15 protein-coding genes are annotated in these 15444 nt (G+C 66.6%); 10 read left to right on the top strand and 5 right to left on the bottom strand.

Going from position 1 to position 15444, the window contains the following annotated elements:
* Positions 1 to 52 precede the first annotated feature (52 nt).
* Positions 53 to 337, top strand: a complete 285-nt coding sequence (gene sciP / locus ACW18C_RS05300) for a CtrA inhibitor SciP (protein ID WP_026108337.1) — start codon at positions 53 to 55, stop codon at positions 335 to 337.
* Between the two features lie 92 nt (positions 338 to 429).
* Positions 430 to 1641, top strand: coding sequence for a tRNA 2-thiouridine(34) synthase MnmA (mnmA, locus tag ACW18C_RS05295; RefSeq protein ID WP_492073236.1), 1212 nt, complete (start codon positions 430 to 432; stop codon positions 1639 to 1641).
* Between the two features lie 3 nt (positions 1642 to 1644).
* On the opposite strand, the gene ACW18C_RS05290 is transcribed toward mnmA, so the two are convergent.
* The gene (locus ACW18C_RS05290) at positions 1645 to 2409 is read right to left on the bottom strand and encodes an energy transducer TonB family protein (RefSeq protein WP_492073234.1); all 765 of its coding nucleotides are present in this window, start codon (positions 2407 to 2409) and stop codon (positions 1645 to 1647) included.
* A 106-nt stretch (positions 2410 to 2515) separates the two neighbouring features.
* Here ACW18C_RS05290 and ACW18C_RS05285 point away from each other — a divergent pair, with 106 nt between their 5' ends.
* The 5 genes from ACW18C_RS05285 (at position 2516) to ACW18C_RS05265 (ending at position 10549) form a co-directional block, all read left to right on the top strand.
* Positions 2516 to 4993 carry a TonB-dependent receptor gene (locus ACW18C_RS05285; RefSeq protein ID WP_492073233.1) on the top strand — a complete coding sequence of 826 codons (2478 nt, stop codon included), beginning with the start codon at positions 2516 to 2518 and terminating at the stop codon, positions 4991 to 4993.
* 5 nt (positions 4994 to 4998) lie between these two features.
* Positions 4999 to 6099 (top strand): cytochrome-c peroxidase, encoded by a 1101-nt coding sequence (locus ACW18C_RS05280; protein WP_492073232.1) that lies wholly within the window; start codon positions 4999 to 5001, stop codon positions 6097 to 6099.
* Positions 6100 to 6303: 204 nt separating this feature from the next.
* Positions 6304 to 8625, top strand: a complete 2322-nt coding sequence (locus tag ACW18C_RS05275; protein WP_492073230.1) for a TonB-dependent receptor — start codon at positions 6304 to 6306, stop codon at positions 8623 to 8625.
* Between the two features lie 167 nt (positions 8626 to 8792).
* Positions 8793 to 9482 (top strand): response regulator, encoded by a 690-nt coding sequence (locus ACW18C_RS05270; protein WP_492073229.1) that lies wholly within the window; start codon positions 8793 to 8795, stop codon positions 9480 to 9482.
* A complete protein-coding gene (locus ACW18C_RS05265) occupies positions 9482 to 10549 on the top strand; it encodes an ATP-binding protein (RefSeq protein ID WP_492073228.1) in 1068 nt (355 codons plus the stop codon). The genes ACW18C_RS05270 and ACW18C_RS05265 overlap by 1 nt, the downstream gene beginning before the upstream one ends.
* Before the next feature lie 7 nt (positions 10550 to 10556).
* Here ACW18C_RS05265 and ACW18C_RS05260 read toward each other — a convergent pair whose 3' ends face one another.
* From ACW18C_RS05260 to ACW18C_RS05250, 3 genes are all read right to left on the bottom strand, one after another.
* A complete protein-coding gene (locus ACW18C_RS05260) occupies positions 10557 to 10910 on the bottom strand; it encodes a VOC family protein (protein WP_492073227.1) in 354 nt (117 codons plus the stop codon).
* 56 nt (positions 10911 to 10966) lie between these two features.
* On the bottom strand, positions 10967 to 11668 hold the full coding sequence (locus ACW18C_RS05255) for a helix-turn-helix transcriptional regulator (protein ID WP_492073225.1): 702 nt from the start codon (positions 11666 to 11668) through the stop codon (positions 10967 to 10969).
* 294 nt (positions 11669 to 11962) lie between these two features.
* Positions 11963 to 12871, bottom strand: coding sequence for an MBL fold metallo-hydrolase (locus tag ACW18C_RS05250; protein ID WP_492073223.1), 909 nt, complete (start codon positions 12869 to 12871; stop codon positions 11963 to 11965).
* Between the two features lie 168 nt (positions 12872 to 13039).
* Here ACW18C_RS05250 and ACW18C_RS05245 point away from each other — a divergent pair, with 168 nt between their 5' ends.
* Both ACW18C_RS05245 and ACW18C_RS05240 read left to right on the top strand, forming a co-directional pair.
* Positions 13040 to 13591: a DUF2975 domain-containing protein gene (locus ACW18C_RS05245; RefSeq protein WP_492073221.1), complete on the top strand. Its 552-nt coding sequence runs from the start codon at positions 13040 to 13042 to the stop codon at positions 13589 to 13591.
* Positions 13591 to 13863 carry a helix-turn-helix domain-containing protein gene (locus ACW18C_RS05240; protein ID WP_492041032.1) on the top strand — a complete coding sequence of 91 codons (273 nt, stop codon included), beginning with the start codon at positions 13591 to 13593 and terminating at the stop codon, positions 13861 to 13863. The genes ACW18C_RS05245 and ACW18C_RS05240 overlap by 1 nt, the downstream gene beginning before the upstream one ends.
* 9 nt (positions 13864 to 13872) lie before the next feature.
* Here the strand turns inward: ACW18C_RS05240 and ACW18C_RS05235 are convergent, their stop codons facing one another.
* On the bottom strand, positions 13873 to 14364 hold the full coding sequence (locus ACW18C_RS05235) for a winged helix-turn-helix transcriptional regulator (RefSeq protein ID WP_035309245.1): 492 nt from the start codon (positions 14362 to 14364) through the stop codon (positions 13873 to 13875).
* Positions 14365 to 14542: 178 nt separating this feature from the next.
* Between ACW18C_RS05235 and ACW18C_RS05230 the strand changes: the two genes are divergently transcribed.
* A complete protein-coding gene (locus ACW18C_RS05230; protein WP_492073219.1) occupies positions 14543 to 15400 on the top strand; it encodes an acyl-CoA thioesterase in 858 nt (285 codons plus the stop codon).
* The last annotated feature ends 44 nt before the right edge of the window (positions 15401 to 15444 follow it).

The raw sequence follows: 15444 nt of genomic DNA, 5'->3' as shown, positions 1-15444 counted from the left end.
GGGGTGGCCTACATTCATGACACTACGGTGTTGGTGAAAGAGGCATAAGCCCATGTTGCAAGAGCGACGCCTGAATAGCAAAGGCGAACAATACGTGGTCGGACCGACTGGCACGCCCCTGACCCTGAACGATCTGCCGCCGTCCAATACGGATCGGTGGGTGATCCGCCGCAAGGCCGAGGTCGTCGCCGCCGTTCGCGGCGGTCTGCTGAGTCTTGACGACGCCCTGGCGAAGTACCGCCTGACGGCGGAAGAATTCCTCGCCTGGCAGAAGGCCATCGACAAATGGGGCATGCAGGGTCTGCGCACGACGCGGATCCAGAGCTACCGCTCCTAAGGGTTCCCCCCGAAGACGACGAGGGCCGCATCCGGCGACGGATGCGGCCCTTTTCGTTGGCCGGCCTCGAAATCGCGCGGGTTCCGCACTAAATGGCGGCCATGACCCTGGTCGAAGACATCTGCCCCGTTCCCGACATTCGCCGCACCGACATGGATGCGGCAGTCGAGAGCGCGCGGGCGGCGGTCGGCCTGCCGGTCGGGGCGCGCGTCGTCGCGGCCATGTCGGGCGGGGTGGACTCCACCGTCGTCGCCGCCCTGCTGCACAAGGCGGGCTATGACGTCGTCGGCGTCACGCTGCAGCTCTACGACCACGGCGCAGCCTTGAAGAAGAAGGGCGCCTGCTGCGCGGGCCAGGACATCCACGACGCCCGTCTGGCCGCCGAGATGATCGGCATCCCCCACTATGTCCTGGACTACGAAAGCCGGTTCAAGGACGCGGTGATCGACCAGTTCGCCGACTCCTATCTGAAGGGCCAGACCCCGGTCCCCTGCATCCGCTGCAATCAGACGGTCAAGTTCCGCGACCTGCTGGACGTCGCCCGCGACCTGGGCGCAGAGGCCATGGCGACCGGGCACTACGTCCGCCGCGCCGCGGTCGGCAATCGCTCGCAGATGCGCAAGGCGATCGACCATTCGCGCGACCAGTCCTATTTCCTGTTCGCCACCACCCCGGACCAGCTCGACTATCTGCGCTTCCCCCTCGCTGATCTCGAAAAGCCCCAGGTGCGCGGCGTCGCCGCCGAACTGGGCCTGAAGATCGCCGCCAAGCCAGACAGCCAGGACATCTGTTTCGTCCCCTCGGGCGACTATCGCACCCTGATCGACCGCCTGCGGCCGCAGGGCCGCGAGGCCGGCGAGATCGTGCATATGGACGGCCGGGTGCTGGGCGCCCACGCCGGCATCACCGACTACACCATCGGCCAGCGCCGGGGCCTGAACGTCGCCGTGGGCGAGCCCCTGTTCGTGGTCAGGCTGGAGCCCGAAACCCGCCGCGTGATCGTCGGCCCGCGCGAAGCCCTGCTGACCGCCAGCCTGACGCTGGAAGAGACGAACTGGCTGGGCGACGAAGCCACGATCCATGAGGCCGCAGAAGCCGGCCTCCCCGTCCTGGCCCGCGTCCGCTCCACGCGCCAGCCCTCGCCCGCCCGCCTGGCCCTGGTCGACGGCGACGTCCGCATCGTCTTCGACGAGGGCGAGGAAGGCGTCGCCCCCGGCCAAGCCTGCGCCCTGTACGACCCGGCCGACCCCGACCGCGTTCTGGGCGGCGGCTTCATCCGCGACACGACGGCGGTCGCGGTCTGAGCCTCAACGGGCGTCTCGCCCGCCCTCGCGCGGGCGATAGTCCAGCCGCACGCGGAACTCGCGCGTCCGCCAGGTCGTGCCGGCAGGGGGCCGGGGAAACGGCTCTGCGGCCCTGATCTGGCTCAGGGTCGCGGCGTCCAGCGCCGCTCGACCGCTGCTCGACAAGATGCGCGCGTCGCTGACACGCCCCCGGCGATCCAGGGTGAAGGCCACCGTCACCAGGCCCGTGACGCCCCCGGGGTGCCGCTTGTGCGTCTCCACCCAGCGCAGAACCTGGGCGTAATAGTCGGCGATCTGGGCGCCTCCGTTGGCGCCGGACGTCGCCGCCCCGCCGCCCCCGGTCAGGCCCCGCCGCAGGTCCTGCGCCCCATCGGGTCCCGGTTCAGCTTCCGATCCGCCCTCCGCCTGAAACGAAACCAGCGGCTCCGAAACGGCGGACGTCAGGGCTATGGACGTCGTCTGAAGTGTTGGAAACCGGGGCTGCGACGGCCTGGGCGCCGGTCGGACGGGCGCGGTCTGGACCTCGGGTTCATGCGCCGCCTTGGGATGGTCGCCCCCCTTGGAAGCCGCCGCCTCTGTCGATCCATCGACACTGTCGAAGGCCGCGCGCGGCGACAGCGTCAGTTCGATCACCGGCGCGCCGCCCTGATCGGGCGTCGGCGGGTGAACAGACCCGACCGCCAGCATCGACAACAGACCCAATTGGACGACCGCAACGACCACCCCGGTCGCTGCCTTGGCGAGCGGAGATACATACTCAGGCGGCATGAGGGGCGCATAAAACCGGATTGCTGAAAACGCAACTGATAATGAGTTGCAATTCAATTTAGCCAGGCGTACCCCGCCTCCGCTCAGTGGGTTGGGGATCATCACCATGCGTATCGCACTCGTTTCATCCGCCGGCGCAGCGGCTTTGCTGCTTGCAGGCGCTGCACAGGCTCAGACCGCCCAAGCGGGGGATGACGCCATCCCCACCGTCGTCGTCACAGACGAATCAAAAGCCTCCACCGCCTATAGTTTCGGTTCGGCCGTCGATTCCGGCACGACGGTCTTCAGCGGCGAGTCGGTCCAGGACCGCGCGCCCGGCTCGGGCGACGCCAATCAGTTGCTCAAGCTGGCGCCGACTGTCCAGTTCAGCGCCAACGAGGGCATGGCCGACGACGAGAGCCTTCAGGACCTCCGCCCCTCGCGCATTTCGATCGCCGGATCCAGCTATCTGGACAACCTCTTCGTCTTGGACGGCGTAGGCGTGAACTCGCGTCTCGACACCTTCAACACCAAAGCCCAGCACTATGGCGAAGTCGCCGGCGCGGCCTCCGCGCAGTCCATTTGGGTCGACTCCAGCCTGATCGGCGAGATCAAGCTGATCGATTCGAACATCCCGGCGGAATACGGCGGTTTCCTGGGCGGGGTGGTCGATATCAAGACCCGCGCCCCGGCCTATGCCTATGAGGCGACGGCCTATTATGGCTTCACCCAGACGGACATGGCCAGCTATCGAATGACCAACGCCGTGCGCGCCGAGTTGGAAGGCGTCTATCCTGATAAGCCGGACTACGAAAAGTCGCGCTACGGCTTCACCATCGATCTGCCGTTAAATGATCGCCTGCGTCTGATGGGCGGCTACAGCTATTCCGACGCCACGGTCACCTACTACCGCGGCTCCGCCTATGGCGGCGGCCCTTTCGGCCAAACCAGCAAGAGCGAGAACTTCCTGCTGAAGGGCGAGTATGATCTGGCGACGGACCTGACGCTGGAAGGCCAGATCACCTGGAGCCCCTATGAGAGCATGAACGCCTCGGGCAACGGCATCGACAACCAGATGTACCAGCACGGCGGCGGCCTGGCCTCCAACCTGCGCCTGCGCGGTAAGCATGGAGCCGCCGACTGGAACGTCCAACTGACCTACGCCGACTCCGACAACGACCGCGACGCGCCCGCTGTGAATCTCAGCCTTCCGTCGTCCGTCGCCAACTGGTGCGACAGCAGCAACTGCACCATGGGCAGTTTCGGCGATCTGGAACAGTCACAGCAGGACTATGGCCTCAAGACCACGTGGTCACAGCCCTTGGCCGGCGGCAAGCTGATCGCAGGCTTCGACTTCACCCATACGACGGCGGAAAAGAACCGGCCTCAAGACAACTACGCCTACTCGCGCAGCACAGTCAGTTCAGCAGTCAGATGCCTTTACCCCGAAGAGGCGGCGGCTCTCACCTGCGTGCCCGGCTCCTATGCTCTGACCCAGTATTCTATCTACAGGGCCTACCAAACCCAGCTGGACCTGCAGACCTACAGCCTCTGGGGCAGTTACGACTTCGACTGGCGGGGTTTCGAGGTTCGGGCCGGTCTCCGCTACGGCCATGAGACCTTCCTCGGCAATCATGATGTCTCGCCGCGCCTGTCGATCGCCCATGACCTGCCTTGGTTCGGCATGACCGCAACGGTCGGTCTGAACCGCTATTACAGCCGCGGTTTCCTAGGTTACGCCCTGCGGGAAGACGCACCGGACAACTACATTTATCGCCGCACGCCCGCCAGAGGCGTCTACGGCGACTGGACCTTATACTCCCATACGTCCACGGCCCGGTATTCAGACTCCGACCTGAAGACGCCCTATTCCGACGAACTGACGGCGGCGGTGGCCGGCGGTCTGCTGGGTGGCGAGTATCGGGTCAAAGGCATACTGCGCGAAGGCAAGGATCAGTTCTCTCTAACCAAAACGACCGAGACCTATATCAGCGAAACCCTCGGCACGCGCTCCCGCACCGTCTCGACGGTCGATAACGACGGCTCATCCAGCTATCGCGGCCTGTCGGTCGAATGGATGCGAAAATTCGGCCGCCACACGATCTCGTTCAACAGCAACGTCTCCCACACCAAGACGTCGGCGATGGAGTACTATGACGAGCTCGAGGATACAGAGGCCGAGCTGGTCTATTACAAGGGCGAGGTCGTCTCCATGTGGAAGGCCCTGGCCGACAATCAACGCCCGGACTACGCCTCCCCCATCATCATCAACGCCGACTTGGGATCGACCTGGCTGAACGGCCGGATCCGCACCAACCTCAACGCCCGCTTCAAGGACGAATTCACCCAGGTCGAGGACACGGGCGAGAACATCACCGTCGATGGGTCGGCCTACGACGTCTACGGCGAAGTTCAGTACGACGCCTCCATCGACGCCAATCTGTCGCTCCAGGCCGAGATCGCCCGCACCCAGTTCGGCACGACGACCCTGGACCTGCGGGTCAACAACCTCTTCGACACGATCCGGAACAACAACTCGACCTCGACCAGCCAGCCCTACCAGCTGGGCCGCAACCTCTGGGTCTCGCTGAAATACAAGTACTGAAGACCTTGAAACCCGCCCGCGACATCACCGCCCTCGTCACCGCCGTCCTCGCGCTCCATCTGGGCGTGGGGGCGGCGGTCTCGCGCGTCCAGACGCCGTCCAGCGACGCCGAGCTTCGTCTGGCCTACGCCGGCGGCCCCGAGACCTGGCCCCGCCCGCTCTTGCAGGAGGGCGCGACCTTCGCCGAGTTCGCGCCCCTGCCCCCGGCGCCCGAGCCGGCCGACAATCCGACCACGCCGGAAAAGGCCGCCCTGGGCCAGCGCCTGTTCGACGATCCGAAACTGTCCGCCTCGGGCCAGATCGCCTGCACCTCCTGCCATGCGCGGGAGCTGGGTTTCGCCGACGGCGTGCGCACCTCCTTCGGTCATGACCGCCAGAGGGGACGGCGCAACGCTCCCTCGGTCGCCACCGCCGCCTGGGCGACCAGCCTGTTCTGGGACGGCCGGGTCACGACACTGGAGGAGCAGAGCCTGCACCCCATCGTCGACGCCAGGGAGATGGCCGCCGACCTGCCGGCGGTCACGGCCCGCATCGCCGCCGACCCGACCTACGCCGCCCCCTTCGCCCAGGCCTTCGGCTCGCCCGAGGTCACGACCGACCGGATCGCCAAGGCCCTGGCCGCCTTCCAGCGCACCCTGAAGCCCCGCCCCAGCCCCTACGCCCGCTTCCTGGCCGGCCGGAGCGACGCCCTGAACGATCAACAGCTGCGCGGCCTGCACCTGTTCCGCACCAAGGCCGGCTGCGCCAACTGCCACTCCGGCCCCCTGCTCAGCGACCAGAAATTCCACAATCTGGGCCTCAGCTTCTACGGCCGCGCCCGCCAGGACCTGGGTCGCTACGAAGTCACCGGCGCCCCCGCCGACGTCGGCGCCTTCCGCACGCCCTCCCTGCTGAACATCAGCCGCACCGGCCCGTGGATGCACAACGGCCTTTTCCCGACGCTGGAGGGCGTGGTCGCCTTCTACGATGCCGGCGGGGCGAGGCCGCGACGGCAACCCGAGCAGGCCGACGATCCGCTGTTTCCAACCACAGACGCCCTGCTCATCAACCGCGACCTCAGTGCAGAGGAACGCGCAGACCTCGTTGCTTTTCTGGAGGCGCTTTAGCGAGCACGGCCTTCCAAACCCCCATGGATTCTGGAAAGACCAGGGCACGTATCCATCTGTGGAGATACGATGGAGATCGTCTGCATTTACAGCGAATATTGTTCGAATCTCATTACATCAATAATGCATGTCAGTGTTGCAGATATGTAAACTGCATATCGCATTGGCGCCGTAATCCCCGCATTGACCAAGCAGGGGATATAAATGCACCGTCAAAACAAACTCCGCCTCCAGCTTTTGCTGGGAACCGCTCTACTCGCTGCGCCTTTCTCCGCCCTCGCCCAAACGGCGCCGGCTCCCGCCGACGCCACGCCGGCCGGTCTGGACGACATCGTCGTCACCGCGACCAAGCGTGAAACCAATCTGCAGGACACGCCGATCTCGATCTCGGTCCTGAACTCCGAGGCCCTGGAAGACCGCCACGTCCAGAGCCTGATGGATCTGGCCGACGGCGCCGTTCCCGGCCTGCGCGTCGCCACCTTCGAAGCGCGCCAGTCCGCCCTGACCATCGGCATCCGCGGCATCGTGCCGAACGACGCCAACCAGCCCGCGCGTGAACAGGGCGTCGGCATCTACGTCGACGGCGTCTATCTGGGTCGCCAGCACGGCCTCGGCGCCGCTCTGCTGGACGTGGAACGCATCGAAGTCCTGAAGGGCCCGCAAGGCACTCTGTTCGGTCGCAACACCGAAGGCGGCGCCCTGTCGCTGGTGACGCGCAAGCCCACCGGCGAGTTCGGCATGCGCGCCGTCGCCGGCGTCGGCAACTACAACTCCTACAACTCCGAACTTCATGTCGACTTCCCGGCGATCGCCGACTTCGCCGTCAAGATGGACGGCGTGATCTCGGCCCAGGGGCCTGTCACCAAGAACATCCTGCCGGGCGAGGAAGGCTTCGGCGCCTATGACCGTCGCGGTCTGCGCGGCCAGGTGCGCTGGACCCCCACCGACAACTTCACCGCCGATCTGGCGGCCGATATCAGCAAGGACAAGAACACTCCATTCTACAGCCAACTGCTGAACTTCAACCCCAACGGCCTGACCGTCGTCCCCTTCACCTCGACCAGCGTTCCCTCGGGCAGCATCCGCGCCCTGTCGCCGCTCGTCCAGGTCAACGGCGACAGCGTCATGAAGTCGGCCGACATCGGCGTGCCGCAGCAATGGAGCGTCGACGACACCAAGGGCGTCGATCTGCACCTGTCCTATCACCCGACCGACAGTCTCGAACTGCGCTCAATCACCGCCTATCGCGAAGTCGATGTCGAACAGTACGACAACATCGCCGGCGCCCACCGCCCGCCCGTCACCGGACCCAACGGCAACTTCAGCCGCTACTCGCTGGCGGGCCTCTGGCAGCACCAGTTCAGCCAGGAGTTGCAGGCTGTCGGTTCGCTGGGCGATCGCATCGACTACGTCGGCGGCCTCTACTACTTCAAGGAAACCGCCTCGGACGACGCCTCGACGCCTTCGACCAACAAGTGGAATGCGGACGGCACCGGCTACACCATCAACGACCCCACCCCGACGATCCGCGGCTCCCGCTCGATCGACCGCGCCAGCCGCGCCGAATCCGAATCGAAGGCCGTCTACGGTCAGGCGACCTGGACCCCGGCTGTTCTGAACGACGCCCTGCACATCACCGCCGGCGGCCGCTTCACCTGGGACGACAAGTCGGGCGTCCTGTCCGTGGTCAATAATGCGCCGACCAACTACACGTTCAACGAGAAGAACGAGCGTTTCAACCCGATGGTCACCGTGGCCTATGACGTCAGCAACGACGTCAACGTCTACGCCAAATACGCCACGGGCTACCGCGCCGGCGGCGCCAGCTCGCGCTCGCTGACCTACCGCTCGTTCGGTCCGGAAGACATCAAGTCCTACGAACTGGGCCTGAAGAGCGACTGGCTGAACCACCGTCTGCGCGTCAACGCCGCCGCCTTCTACTCGGAGCGCGAGGACAGCCAGATCGACTTCAGCCTGGTCACTGTGATCGGCGCCTCGACCCGCAACACGCTGGAAACCATCAACGCCCCCGGCACGACCAAGATCAAGGGCGTCGAACTGGAAGGCATGGCGCGCATCACCGACGCCCTGACCCTGTCGGCCTCCTACGCCTATACGGACGCCGAAGTGCCCCCCACCCGCAACCCGTTCAACGACGTGGTCCAGCAGGTGTTCATCGCCTATACGCCGAAGAACGCCTTCAGCGTCGCCGCCGACTACAAGGCGCCGCTGATGGGCGCCACCTTCAAGGCGCACGTCGACGGCAACTACGCCGACGCCACCCAGGCCTTCGATCAGTTCGAGCTGAAGAACGACAAGTCCTTCATCGTCAACGGCCGCCTGTCTCTGGCCGACATCACGACCCGTGACGGCGGCCCGCTGCTGGAAGTGGCCCTGTGGTCGCGCAACCTGCTGAATGAGCAGTACGTCTATCGTCGCGACCCGTCCAACCGGGGCGTGATCGGCGACTACGGCAACTTCAACACGCCGCGCACCTTCGGCATCGAGCTGCGCGCCTCTTACTGATCGTCTCTTAGGGACGAACCAGAGCCCCCTTCCGCCGCCCGGCGGGAGGGGGTTTGTCTTTTTGCGACCGTCCAGTCTTTGTGAAGACGGGATGAAATTTATCCGAAGACGTCCGGTTCCTCTGGACCTCGCGGCCGTCCGGCGCGATGGCGGCGGATGGAGGTGTCATGAGCAGCCTGATTTTGATCGCCGACGACGAAGGCGAAATCGTCGAGATACTTGACGCCTATATGCGGCGCGAAGGTTTCCGCACGGTCGCAGCCTCGGATGGGCAGCAGGCGATCGACCTGCATGCGTCGCTGAAGCCGGATATGGTCCTGCTGGACGTGCGCATGCCGGTGCGGGACGGCTGGGACGTACTGGGCGAATTACGCCGCCGGGGCGAGACGCCGGTCATCATGGTCACCGCCCTGGACCAGGATCTTGACAAGCTTCAGGCCCTGCGGATCGGCGCCGACGACTATATCGTCAAGCCGTTCAAGCCGATCGAGGTCGTCGCCCGCGTCCACGCCATTCTGCGCCGCAGCGTCGGCGCGGCGGACGCCAAGGTGCTGCGAGTCGGTCCGCTGGAAATCCACTTGGAGAACTATCTGGCGGCGATCTTCACGCCGGACGGCAAGCGCGGGCTGGACCTGACCCTGACCGAGTTCCGCATCCTGGCCCATATGGCGCGCATCCCCCTGCGAGTCTTCACCCGGCTCGAGATCATGGAGGCCTGTTTCCCGAACCAGGACGTTCTGGAACGCACGATCGACAGCCACGTCAGCCATCTGCGCCGCAAGCTGGAGAGCGCCGGCGCCGCCGGTTTGCTGACCAATGTGCGCGGCGTCGGCTATCGGCTGGAGCCTGACGCCTGATGCGGGTCGTCGGCGTGGGCGTGGGGCGCAAGATCGCCGTTCGCGTGACTCTGGTCACCCTGACCGGTTTCCTGCTCAGCGCCCTGTGCGCCTTTTTCGTCTACGCCTGGGTGTTCGAGAACCATCCTGACGCCGTCGCCGCGCCGCACCACTGGGCGCCGCAGGCCATTGATTATGGCGTGATCGCCGTCGCCGTCCTCCTTGCGGTCGGCGTCTCCGTTCTGGCCGGGGCGCAGTTGGCGCGCCGTATCGTCCTGCCCCTGGCCTCGTTGACCGCCGCCGCCCGTCGGATCACGGACGGCGATCTGACCGCCCGCGCCGTGGTCGGCCGTCGCGCCCTGGGCGAGACCGCTCAGTTGGTCACAGACTTCAACCGGATGGCGGAACGGCTGGAAGCCCTGGCCGCCGGCATGATCACCTGGAACGCCAAGATCGCCCACGAACTGCGGACCCCCGTCACCATCCTGAAGGGGCGGCTGGAAGGCGTGGCGGACGGGGTGTTCGAGATCGACGACCGCACCGTGACCAGTTTGCTGCGTCAGGTCGACAGCCTTGCGCGCGTGGTCGAGGATCTTCGGGTCGTCAGCCTGGCCGACAGCGACCATCTGGACCTGCAGCTCGAGACCGTCGATCTGGCCGAGGTCATCGGCGACCTGCGTAACGTCGTCCAACCAGGCCTGACGTCCGCCGGGTTCGAGACGATCTGGCGTCTGGAGCCTGCCGTCGTCGACTGTGATCCCACACGCCTGCGGCAGGCGGCTCTGGCCTTGATCGAAAACGCGCGCTGCCACGCCACCCCCGGCCCCCTGTGCATCCGCACCGCCCCGTTCGGCGACGTCGTGCGGATGTCGGTCGAGGACGGCGGCCCCGGCATAGACGCGGACCGGGCCGCCCAGGTGTTCGAGCCCTTCAACCGCCACACCACCTACGCCGCAGGATCCGGACTCGGCCTGGCCGTGGTTCGGGCGGTCGCAGACGCGCACCACGGCCGGGCCTTCCATCGCGCCACCGTCGGCGGGGGCTCGCTGTTCACCGTGGAAATCCCCCGCGCGACCGAGCCGGGCTGACCGAACGTCAGGCCGCGACGGCGTAGACCCTCAGCCGATGCCCGTCCGGGTCGCGCGCCACGAAGCCGCGCCCGGCATCCATCTCCATCGGCGGGATCAGGATGCGCGCGCCCCGGTCCCAGCAGTCGATATGGGCCTGTTCGACGGCGGCCGGGTCGTCGAGCGGGAACTCCAGCTCGCGCCCCTCGCCCGCATCGGCAGGGGCCCGCCGCATCAGGCCCAGCGCTCGACCCGAGCGCATCATGAACAGGGCGCGGTCCGGCCCGGCCATCAAGGGACGGCGCCCCAGAAGGCCCGAATAGAAGCGGGCGCTGGCCTCGGGATCGGCGACCGCCAGCAGGATATCGTCGATGTCAGTCATGTTCGCCCTCCGCCTTCTACGAGAACAAACCTAGACCGGACTACTGCCAGTTCCTGTCAGCATGATCCCGCCTCACCCCGTTTTTCCTGCGCCTCGCGCCAGGTCTTCAGCAGGGCTTGGCGCGAGGTGGGATAGCGCGCCTCCGTCACCTCGGCCTCGACGATCCGGTCGGTGCGAAAACTGCGAAAATCCTGCCGCAACTCGCACCAGGCCAGCAGCAGCCGCACCCGGTCGAAGAAGACCAGGGCGAAGGGCCAAACCACCCGTTCCGACGCCGCCCCCGCCTCGTCGCGGTAACACAGTCTCAGCCGCCGCTCGGTGCGAATCGCCTTCCTCAACAGGGCGGGATCGACCAGATCGACCGGGAACGGCGCGCCGGGCACGACCAGCAGGGCCGAGGTCTCCATCTCGTCGCGCAGGTCCGGCGGCACCACCGCCGCGATCCGCGCCAGCGCGCCCAGAGCCGCCTCGCGCATCCGCGCGTCGGCTCGGTCGGCGACCCAGCGCGAGCCCAGCACCAGGGCCTCCACCTCCTCCGGCGTGAACATCAACGGCGGCAGCAGGAAGCCCGGCTTCAGCACATAGCCGACCCCCGGCTCCCCCTCGATCGTCGCCCCCTGGGCCTGCAGGCTGGCGATGTCGCGATACAGGGTGCGCAGACTGACCCCCGTCTCCTCCGCCAGCGCACGACCGCTGACCGGCCGGCGACGCCGCCGCAGAGCGTTCAGAAGATCGAGCAGGCGTTCGGACCGGGACACGACGCGATCCTAACAGACCTGCTGCCAGAAATCGGCAGCATCCCCATCCCTCAACCCCGTCGGGGCGCCGACCACAACCCCTCCAACCAGGTCGAGCGCCGCTTCACCGCCGCCGACTGGACCCGCGACGGCGAGATCGTCGCCATCCGTCACACCCTCCCCGCCTCGCCCACGCCCCGCGCGGCACCAACGGTACCGAGCTTGAGCCCGCCGGCGAAGCCCCCTGGAGCGACCTGTGGTTCTACGCCAACCCGGTGTTCATCACGCCGCAGGGGTGAGGGCTTCTCAAAAGTCCTAGTCGGTCTGGTTCGTCCGGGATTGATGCCCCAGGAAGACTTCGACCTGGGGATGGGCGGCGGCGAAGCGGCGCAGACGATCCGCCGATGCTTCCGCCTCGGCGCGGGCCGAGACCGGCAGCGGCTGGGGCATGGCCTGTTCCCAGCCCAGTCGCGTCGACACCGCATCGCCGACCACCAGTTTGGGGCCGTCCACCGCATTGATCAGATAGCCGGTCGAGCCTGGCGAATGCCCCGGCAGGCTCAAGGCCCAGACCGATCCGTCGCCGAAGACGTCGATGATTCCGGCGAAGGCCCCGTCGGGATCGGGCGTGAACGCCCATTCGTGCAACGGCCCCTTCCCCTCCAGCGCAATATCCGCCGGCCGGCCGATCAAGCCATAAGCCCAGATCCGCTCCTCGGCGTCCCCGCGACCGACATAGACTGGGGTATCGTCCGGCATGTCCAGCAGCCCGCCGACATGATCGAAATGCAGATGGGTCAGGAAGACGGCGCGCGGCGGCGGCCCGCCTTGCAGCCATTCGGCCGTCGTCCGCTCGATCCGGATGTTCAGATCATGCAAGGCGCGCCGCATCAAAGGATTGAGGCGCGGCTCCAGATCCTGCGAGACGCCGCTGTCGATCAGATATCGACCGAACCGGGGATGGTCGATGGCATAGGCATAGATCACCGCCTCCTCCATCCCCTTGGGCACGCCGGCGGTGCGGGAGTCGTCGCGATCGATGAACGCCCCGCGTCCCGCCGTCCATCGCGCGAAGACAATCCGCTCGAAGGTCACAACGCCGGGCTGGGACAGGCTGGCTTCCAGGGCGGAAGCGCGCGAGGGCGCGCCCAGGTCGGATGCAACGACGGGATGGACGGCCGCCACAGTGGCGCATCCGCCGGGCACCAGCAGGAGGACAGGCATGACAAGCCCGATCCATCGTGAAATCCTCGGCGATCCCATGCGGCGTCTCCCCTGCTTGCGTGGCGATACATATCGAAATACATAAAAATATATCTGTCAATCAAAGAGACCGTGGTTATGGCCACTATCGTTGAACTCCCACCCCCGGTTCCGGCCGAGGCCGCCTCCTTGACGAGGATCAGAGGTCTCAGCCGCCCGCTGGAATGGCTGTTCGCCGCCCTCTTCGTCATCGGCGCCGTGATCCTGGCCACCGCCGTCGTCGGCGTCCTGGCCTATGACGGGCCGAGACTTCAGGTCCGGCCGGGCGGGATGCAGATCATGCTGGGCCGCGACGTGCCGCCCCTGCCCCCCGGCTGGACCACGGTCGGGGTTCTGCCCTTCACCCGCAAGCTGGCCCTGGCGTGTTCGGCCACCTTGATGATCGGTCCAGCCCTGGCCGTTCTGTGGGAGTTGCGGCGGCTGTTCGGCCTCTACCACGCGGGAATCGTGCTTGGGGCGGAGAACGCCCGCTGCATCGGCCGGATCGCCCTCTGGCTCCTGGCCTATGCCGTGGCGCCGACACTGGGGCATATTCTGGTCAGCGCCAGCGGCTTCGACGACGACGGCTGGCTCAGGCTCGACAGCGCGAAGGCCCTCTGCCTGGGCCTGGTGCTGCTGGTCATCGCCCGCGTGATGCAGTTGGGCGCCGAGGTCCACGACGACGCCTCGAGGTTTGTCTGATGCCTATCATCCTGCGCCTCGACGTGGTCATGGCCCGACGCAAGGTGCGCTCCAACGTCCTGGCGCGCGCCATCGGCATTTCGGAGACCAATCTGTCCCTGCTGAAATCCGGCAAGGTGCGGGGGCTGAGGTTCGACACCCTCGACGCCCTCTGCCGCTATCTGGACTGCGCGCCGGGCGATATCCTCGAATATGCGCCTGATGAAGACGAGAATGAGGATCAGACGCTCGTCCCGACTTCCACGGCCCGTCGGGCATCCAGACCTGGCTAGGCTTGTTCCCTAAGCCGCCTCGTCCTTCGGCATCACATCCCCCACCGTCGGACGGTTCTCCGCGCGCGTCAGCAGGATCTCCCTCGGCTTGACGATCTCGCCGCAGCAGCCGCAGGCGATGCGCGGCGTCAGGGTCTGGCCGCAGGTCGAATGGACCATTTCGATTCCGCAGTCGGTCTCGCCATAGACGTGTTTGGCGCCCCAGCCGTGCAGGGTCACCAGCACCCCGTACAGGTCCTTGCCCTTGGCGGTCAGCACATATTCATTGCGCGGCGGCCGCTCGGAATAGGGGCGCGGCTCCAGCACCCCGTGCTGGACCAGGCTTTTCAGCCGCGCGGCCAGGACGTTGCGCGCCACGCCCAGATTGTCCTGCCACTGTTCGAACCGGCGCACCCCGTTGAAGGCGTCGCGGATGACCAGCAGGGTCCACGGATCACCGATCACCTCCAGCGTGGCGGCGATGGAGCAGCTTTGGCGGCTGTAGTCTGCGGTGCGTCCCATGCGACAAAAGTGACCCCGCGTCAGCCGCTTGGCAAGAGGGTTGCCAAACCGAACCCGCTAAGTCAGTCTTGTTTGGCAACGGACTGACGGGCCTCCCGGTTCGCCGACCTTGTTCCTCGACTGGCGGAAGGCCGTTTTAGCCTTCCGCCTCTTCTTCGCCTGACGCAGGATCGCGCCCATGGCCCATATGACGACTCCCATTTCCCTCGACGCCGCCCTGGCCTTCCACACCCTGGACGACGGCGGCCTGTCGGCGCCCGTGCCCGGTCATTTCTCCAACGGCCCTTCCGGCATGGCGCCGGAGAAGGGCTTCCCCTTCGGCGGTCTGTTGGCGGCCCTGTGCGCCCAGTCGATGCGTCGAGGCCTGTCCCTGACCGCGCCGCTGCGCACCCTGTCGGTCCAGTATCTGTCGGCGGCCCGGTTCGGTGATCAGGTCGCCTTTCGTCCGCGCCTGCTGCGCGGCGGCCGCAACGTCGTCTATGCGGCGGTCGAAGCGGAACAGGACGGCCGCATGACCCATCACGCCACCGGGACCTATGGACTGGACGGCGACAGCCCGCCCCTGACCCCGCTTCATCTGCCCCCGCCCCCGCTGGACAGCCTCAACCCCGCCGCCACCATCCAGGGCCCGATGTCGCCCCACTTCGCCCAGCACGTCGAGTATCGGTTCGACGGCGGCCCCAACATCCTGGGCGGCAATAGGGGCAAGCCGGTGATCGAGCGCACCTGGATGCGGATGGCCGATCGCCGCCCGCTGGACGAGGTCGGGCTCTGCTATCTGCTGGACGCCCTCTATCCCCCGGCCTGGACCGCCTCGTCCACGCCTGCGCCCATGACCACCGTCGATCTGCGCATCGACATCCTGACCGACCCGACGCCCGAAACAGCGCCCGAGGGCTGGGCCTTCTTCGAGTTTCGGATGCTGGACCTGGGCCTGGGCTGGACGGTGGACGAGGCGACCGCCTGGGGCGCGGACGGAACCCCGCTGGCCATCGCGCGACAGCGGCGCAAACTGCTCCCCCAACGCACGGCCTGACCCGGCGACGGTCAGGCCCTGTTCACCATTCGGCTGTAGTCTCG

Source organism: Brevundimonas sp. FV1ye7S (assembly GCF_058680995.1).
This window is presented reverse-complemented; position numbering and strand designations above follow the sequence as displayed.

What these genes read in the sequence shown, in the direction of transcription:
- sciP (WP_026108337.1), top strand. Translation starts at nt 53, where the DNA reads ATGTTGCAAGAGCGACGCCTGAATAGCAAAGGCGAACAATACGTGGTC.
- mnmA (WP_492073236.1), top strand. Translation starts at nt 430, where the DNA reads ATGGCGGCCATGACCCTGGTCGAAGACATCTGCCCCGTTCCCGACATT.
- ACW18C_RS05290 (WP_492073234.1), bottom strand. Translation starts at nt 2,409, where the DNA reads ATGCCGCCTGAGTATGTATCTCCGCTCGCCAAGGCAGCGACCGGGGTG.
- ACW18C_RS05285 (WP_492073233.1), top strand. Translation starts at nt 2,516, where the DNA reads ATGCGTATCGCACTCGTTTCATCCGCCGGCGCAGCGGCTTTGCTGCTT.
- ACW18C_RS05275 (WP_492073230.1), top strand. Translation starts at nt 6,304, where the DNA reads ATGCACCGTCAAAACAAACTCCGCCTCCAGCTTTTGCTGGGAACCGCT.
- ACW18C_RS05270 (WP_492073229.1), top strand. Translation starts at nt 8,793, where the DNA reads ATGAGCAGCCTGATTTTGATCGCCGACGACGAAGGCGAAATCGTCGAG.
- ACW18C_RS05265 (WP_492073228.1), top strand. Translation starts at nt 9,482, where the DNA reads ATGCGGGTCGTCGGCGTGGGCGTGGGGCGCAAGATCGCCGTTCGCGTG.
- ACW18C_RS05260 (WP_492073227.1), bottom strand. Translation starts at nt 10,910, where the DNA reads ATGACTGACATCGACGATATCCTGCTGGCGGTCGCCGATCCCGAGGCC.
- ACW18C_RS05250 (WP_492073223.1), bottom strand. Translation starts at nt 12,871, where the DNA reads ATGCCTGTCCTCCTGCTGGTGCCCGGCGGATGCGCCACTGTGGCGGCC.
- ACW18C_RS05240 (WP_492041032.1), top strand. Translation starts at nt 13,591, where the DNA reads ATGCCTATCATCCTGCGCCTCGACGTGGTCATGGCCCGACGCAAGGTG.
- ACW18C_RS05235 (WP_035309245.1), bottom strand. Translation starts at nt 14,364, where the DNA reads ATGGGACGCACCGCAGACTACAGCCGCCAAAGCTGCTCCATCGCCGCC.
- ACW18C_RS05230 (WP_492073219.1), top strand. Translation starts at nt 14,543, where the DNA reads ATGGCCCATATGACGACTCCCATTTCCCTCGACGCCGCCCTGGCCTTC.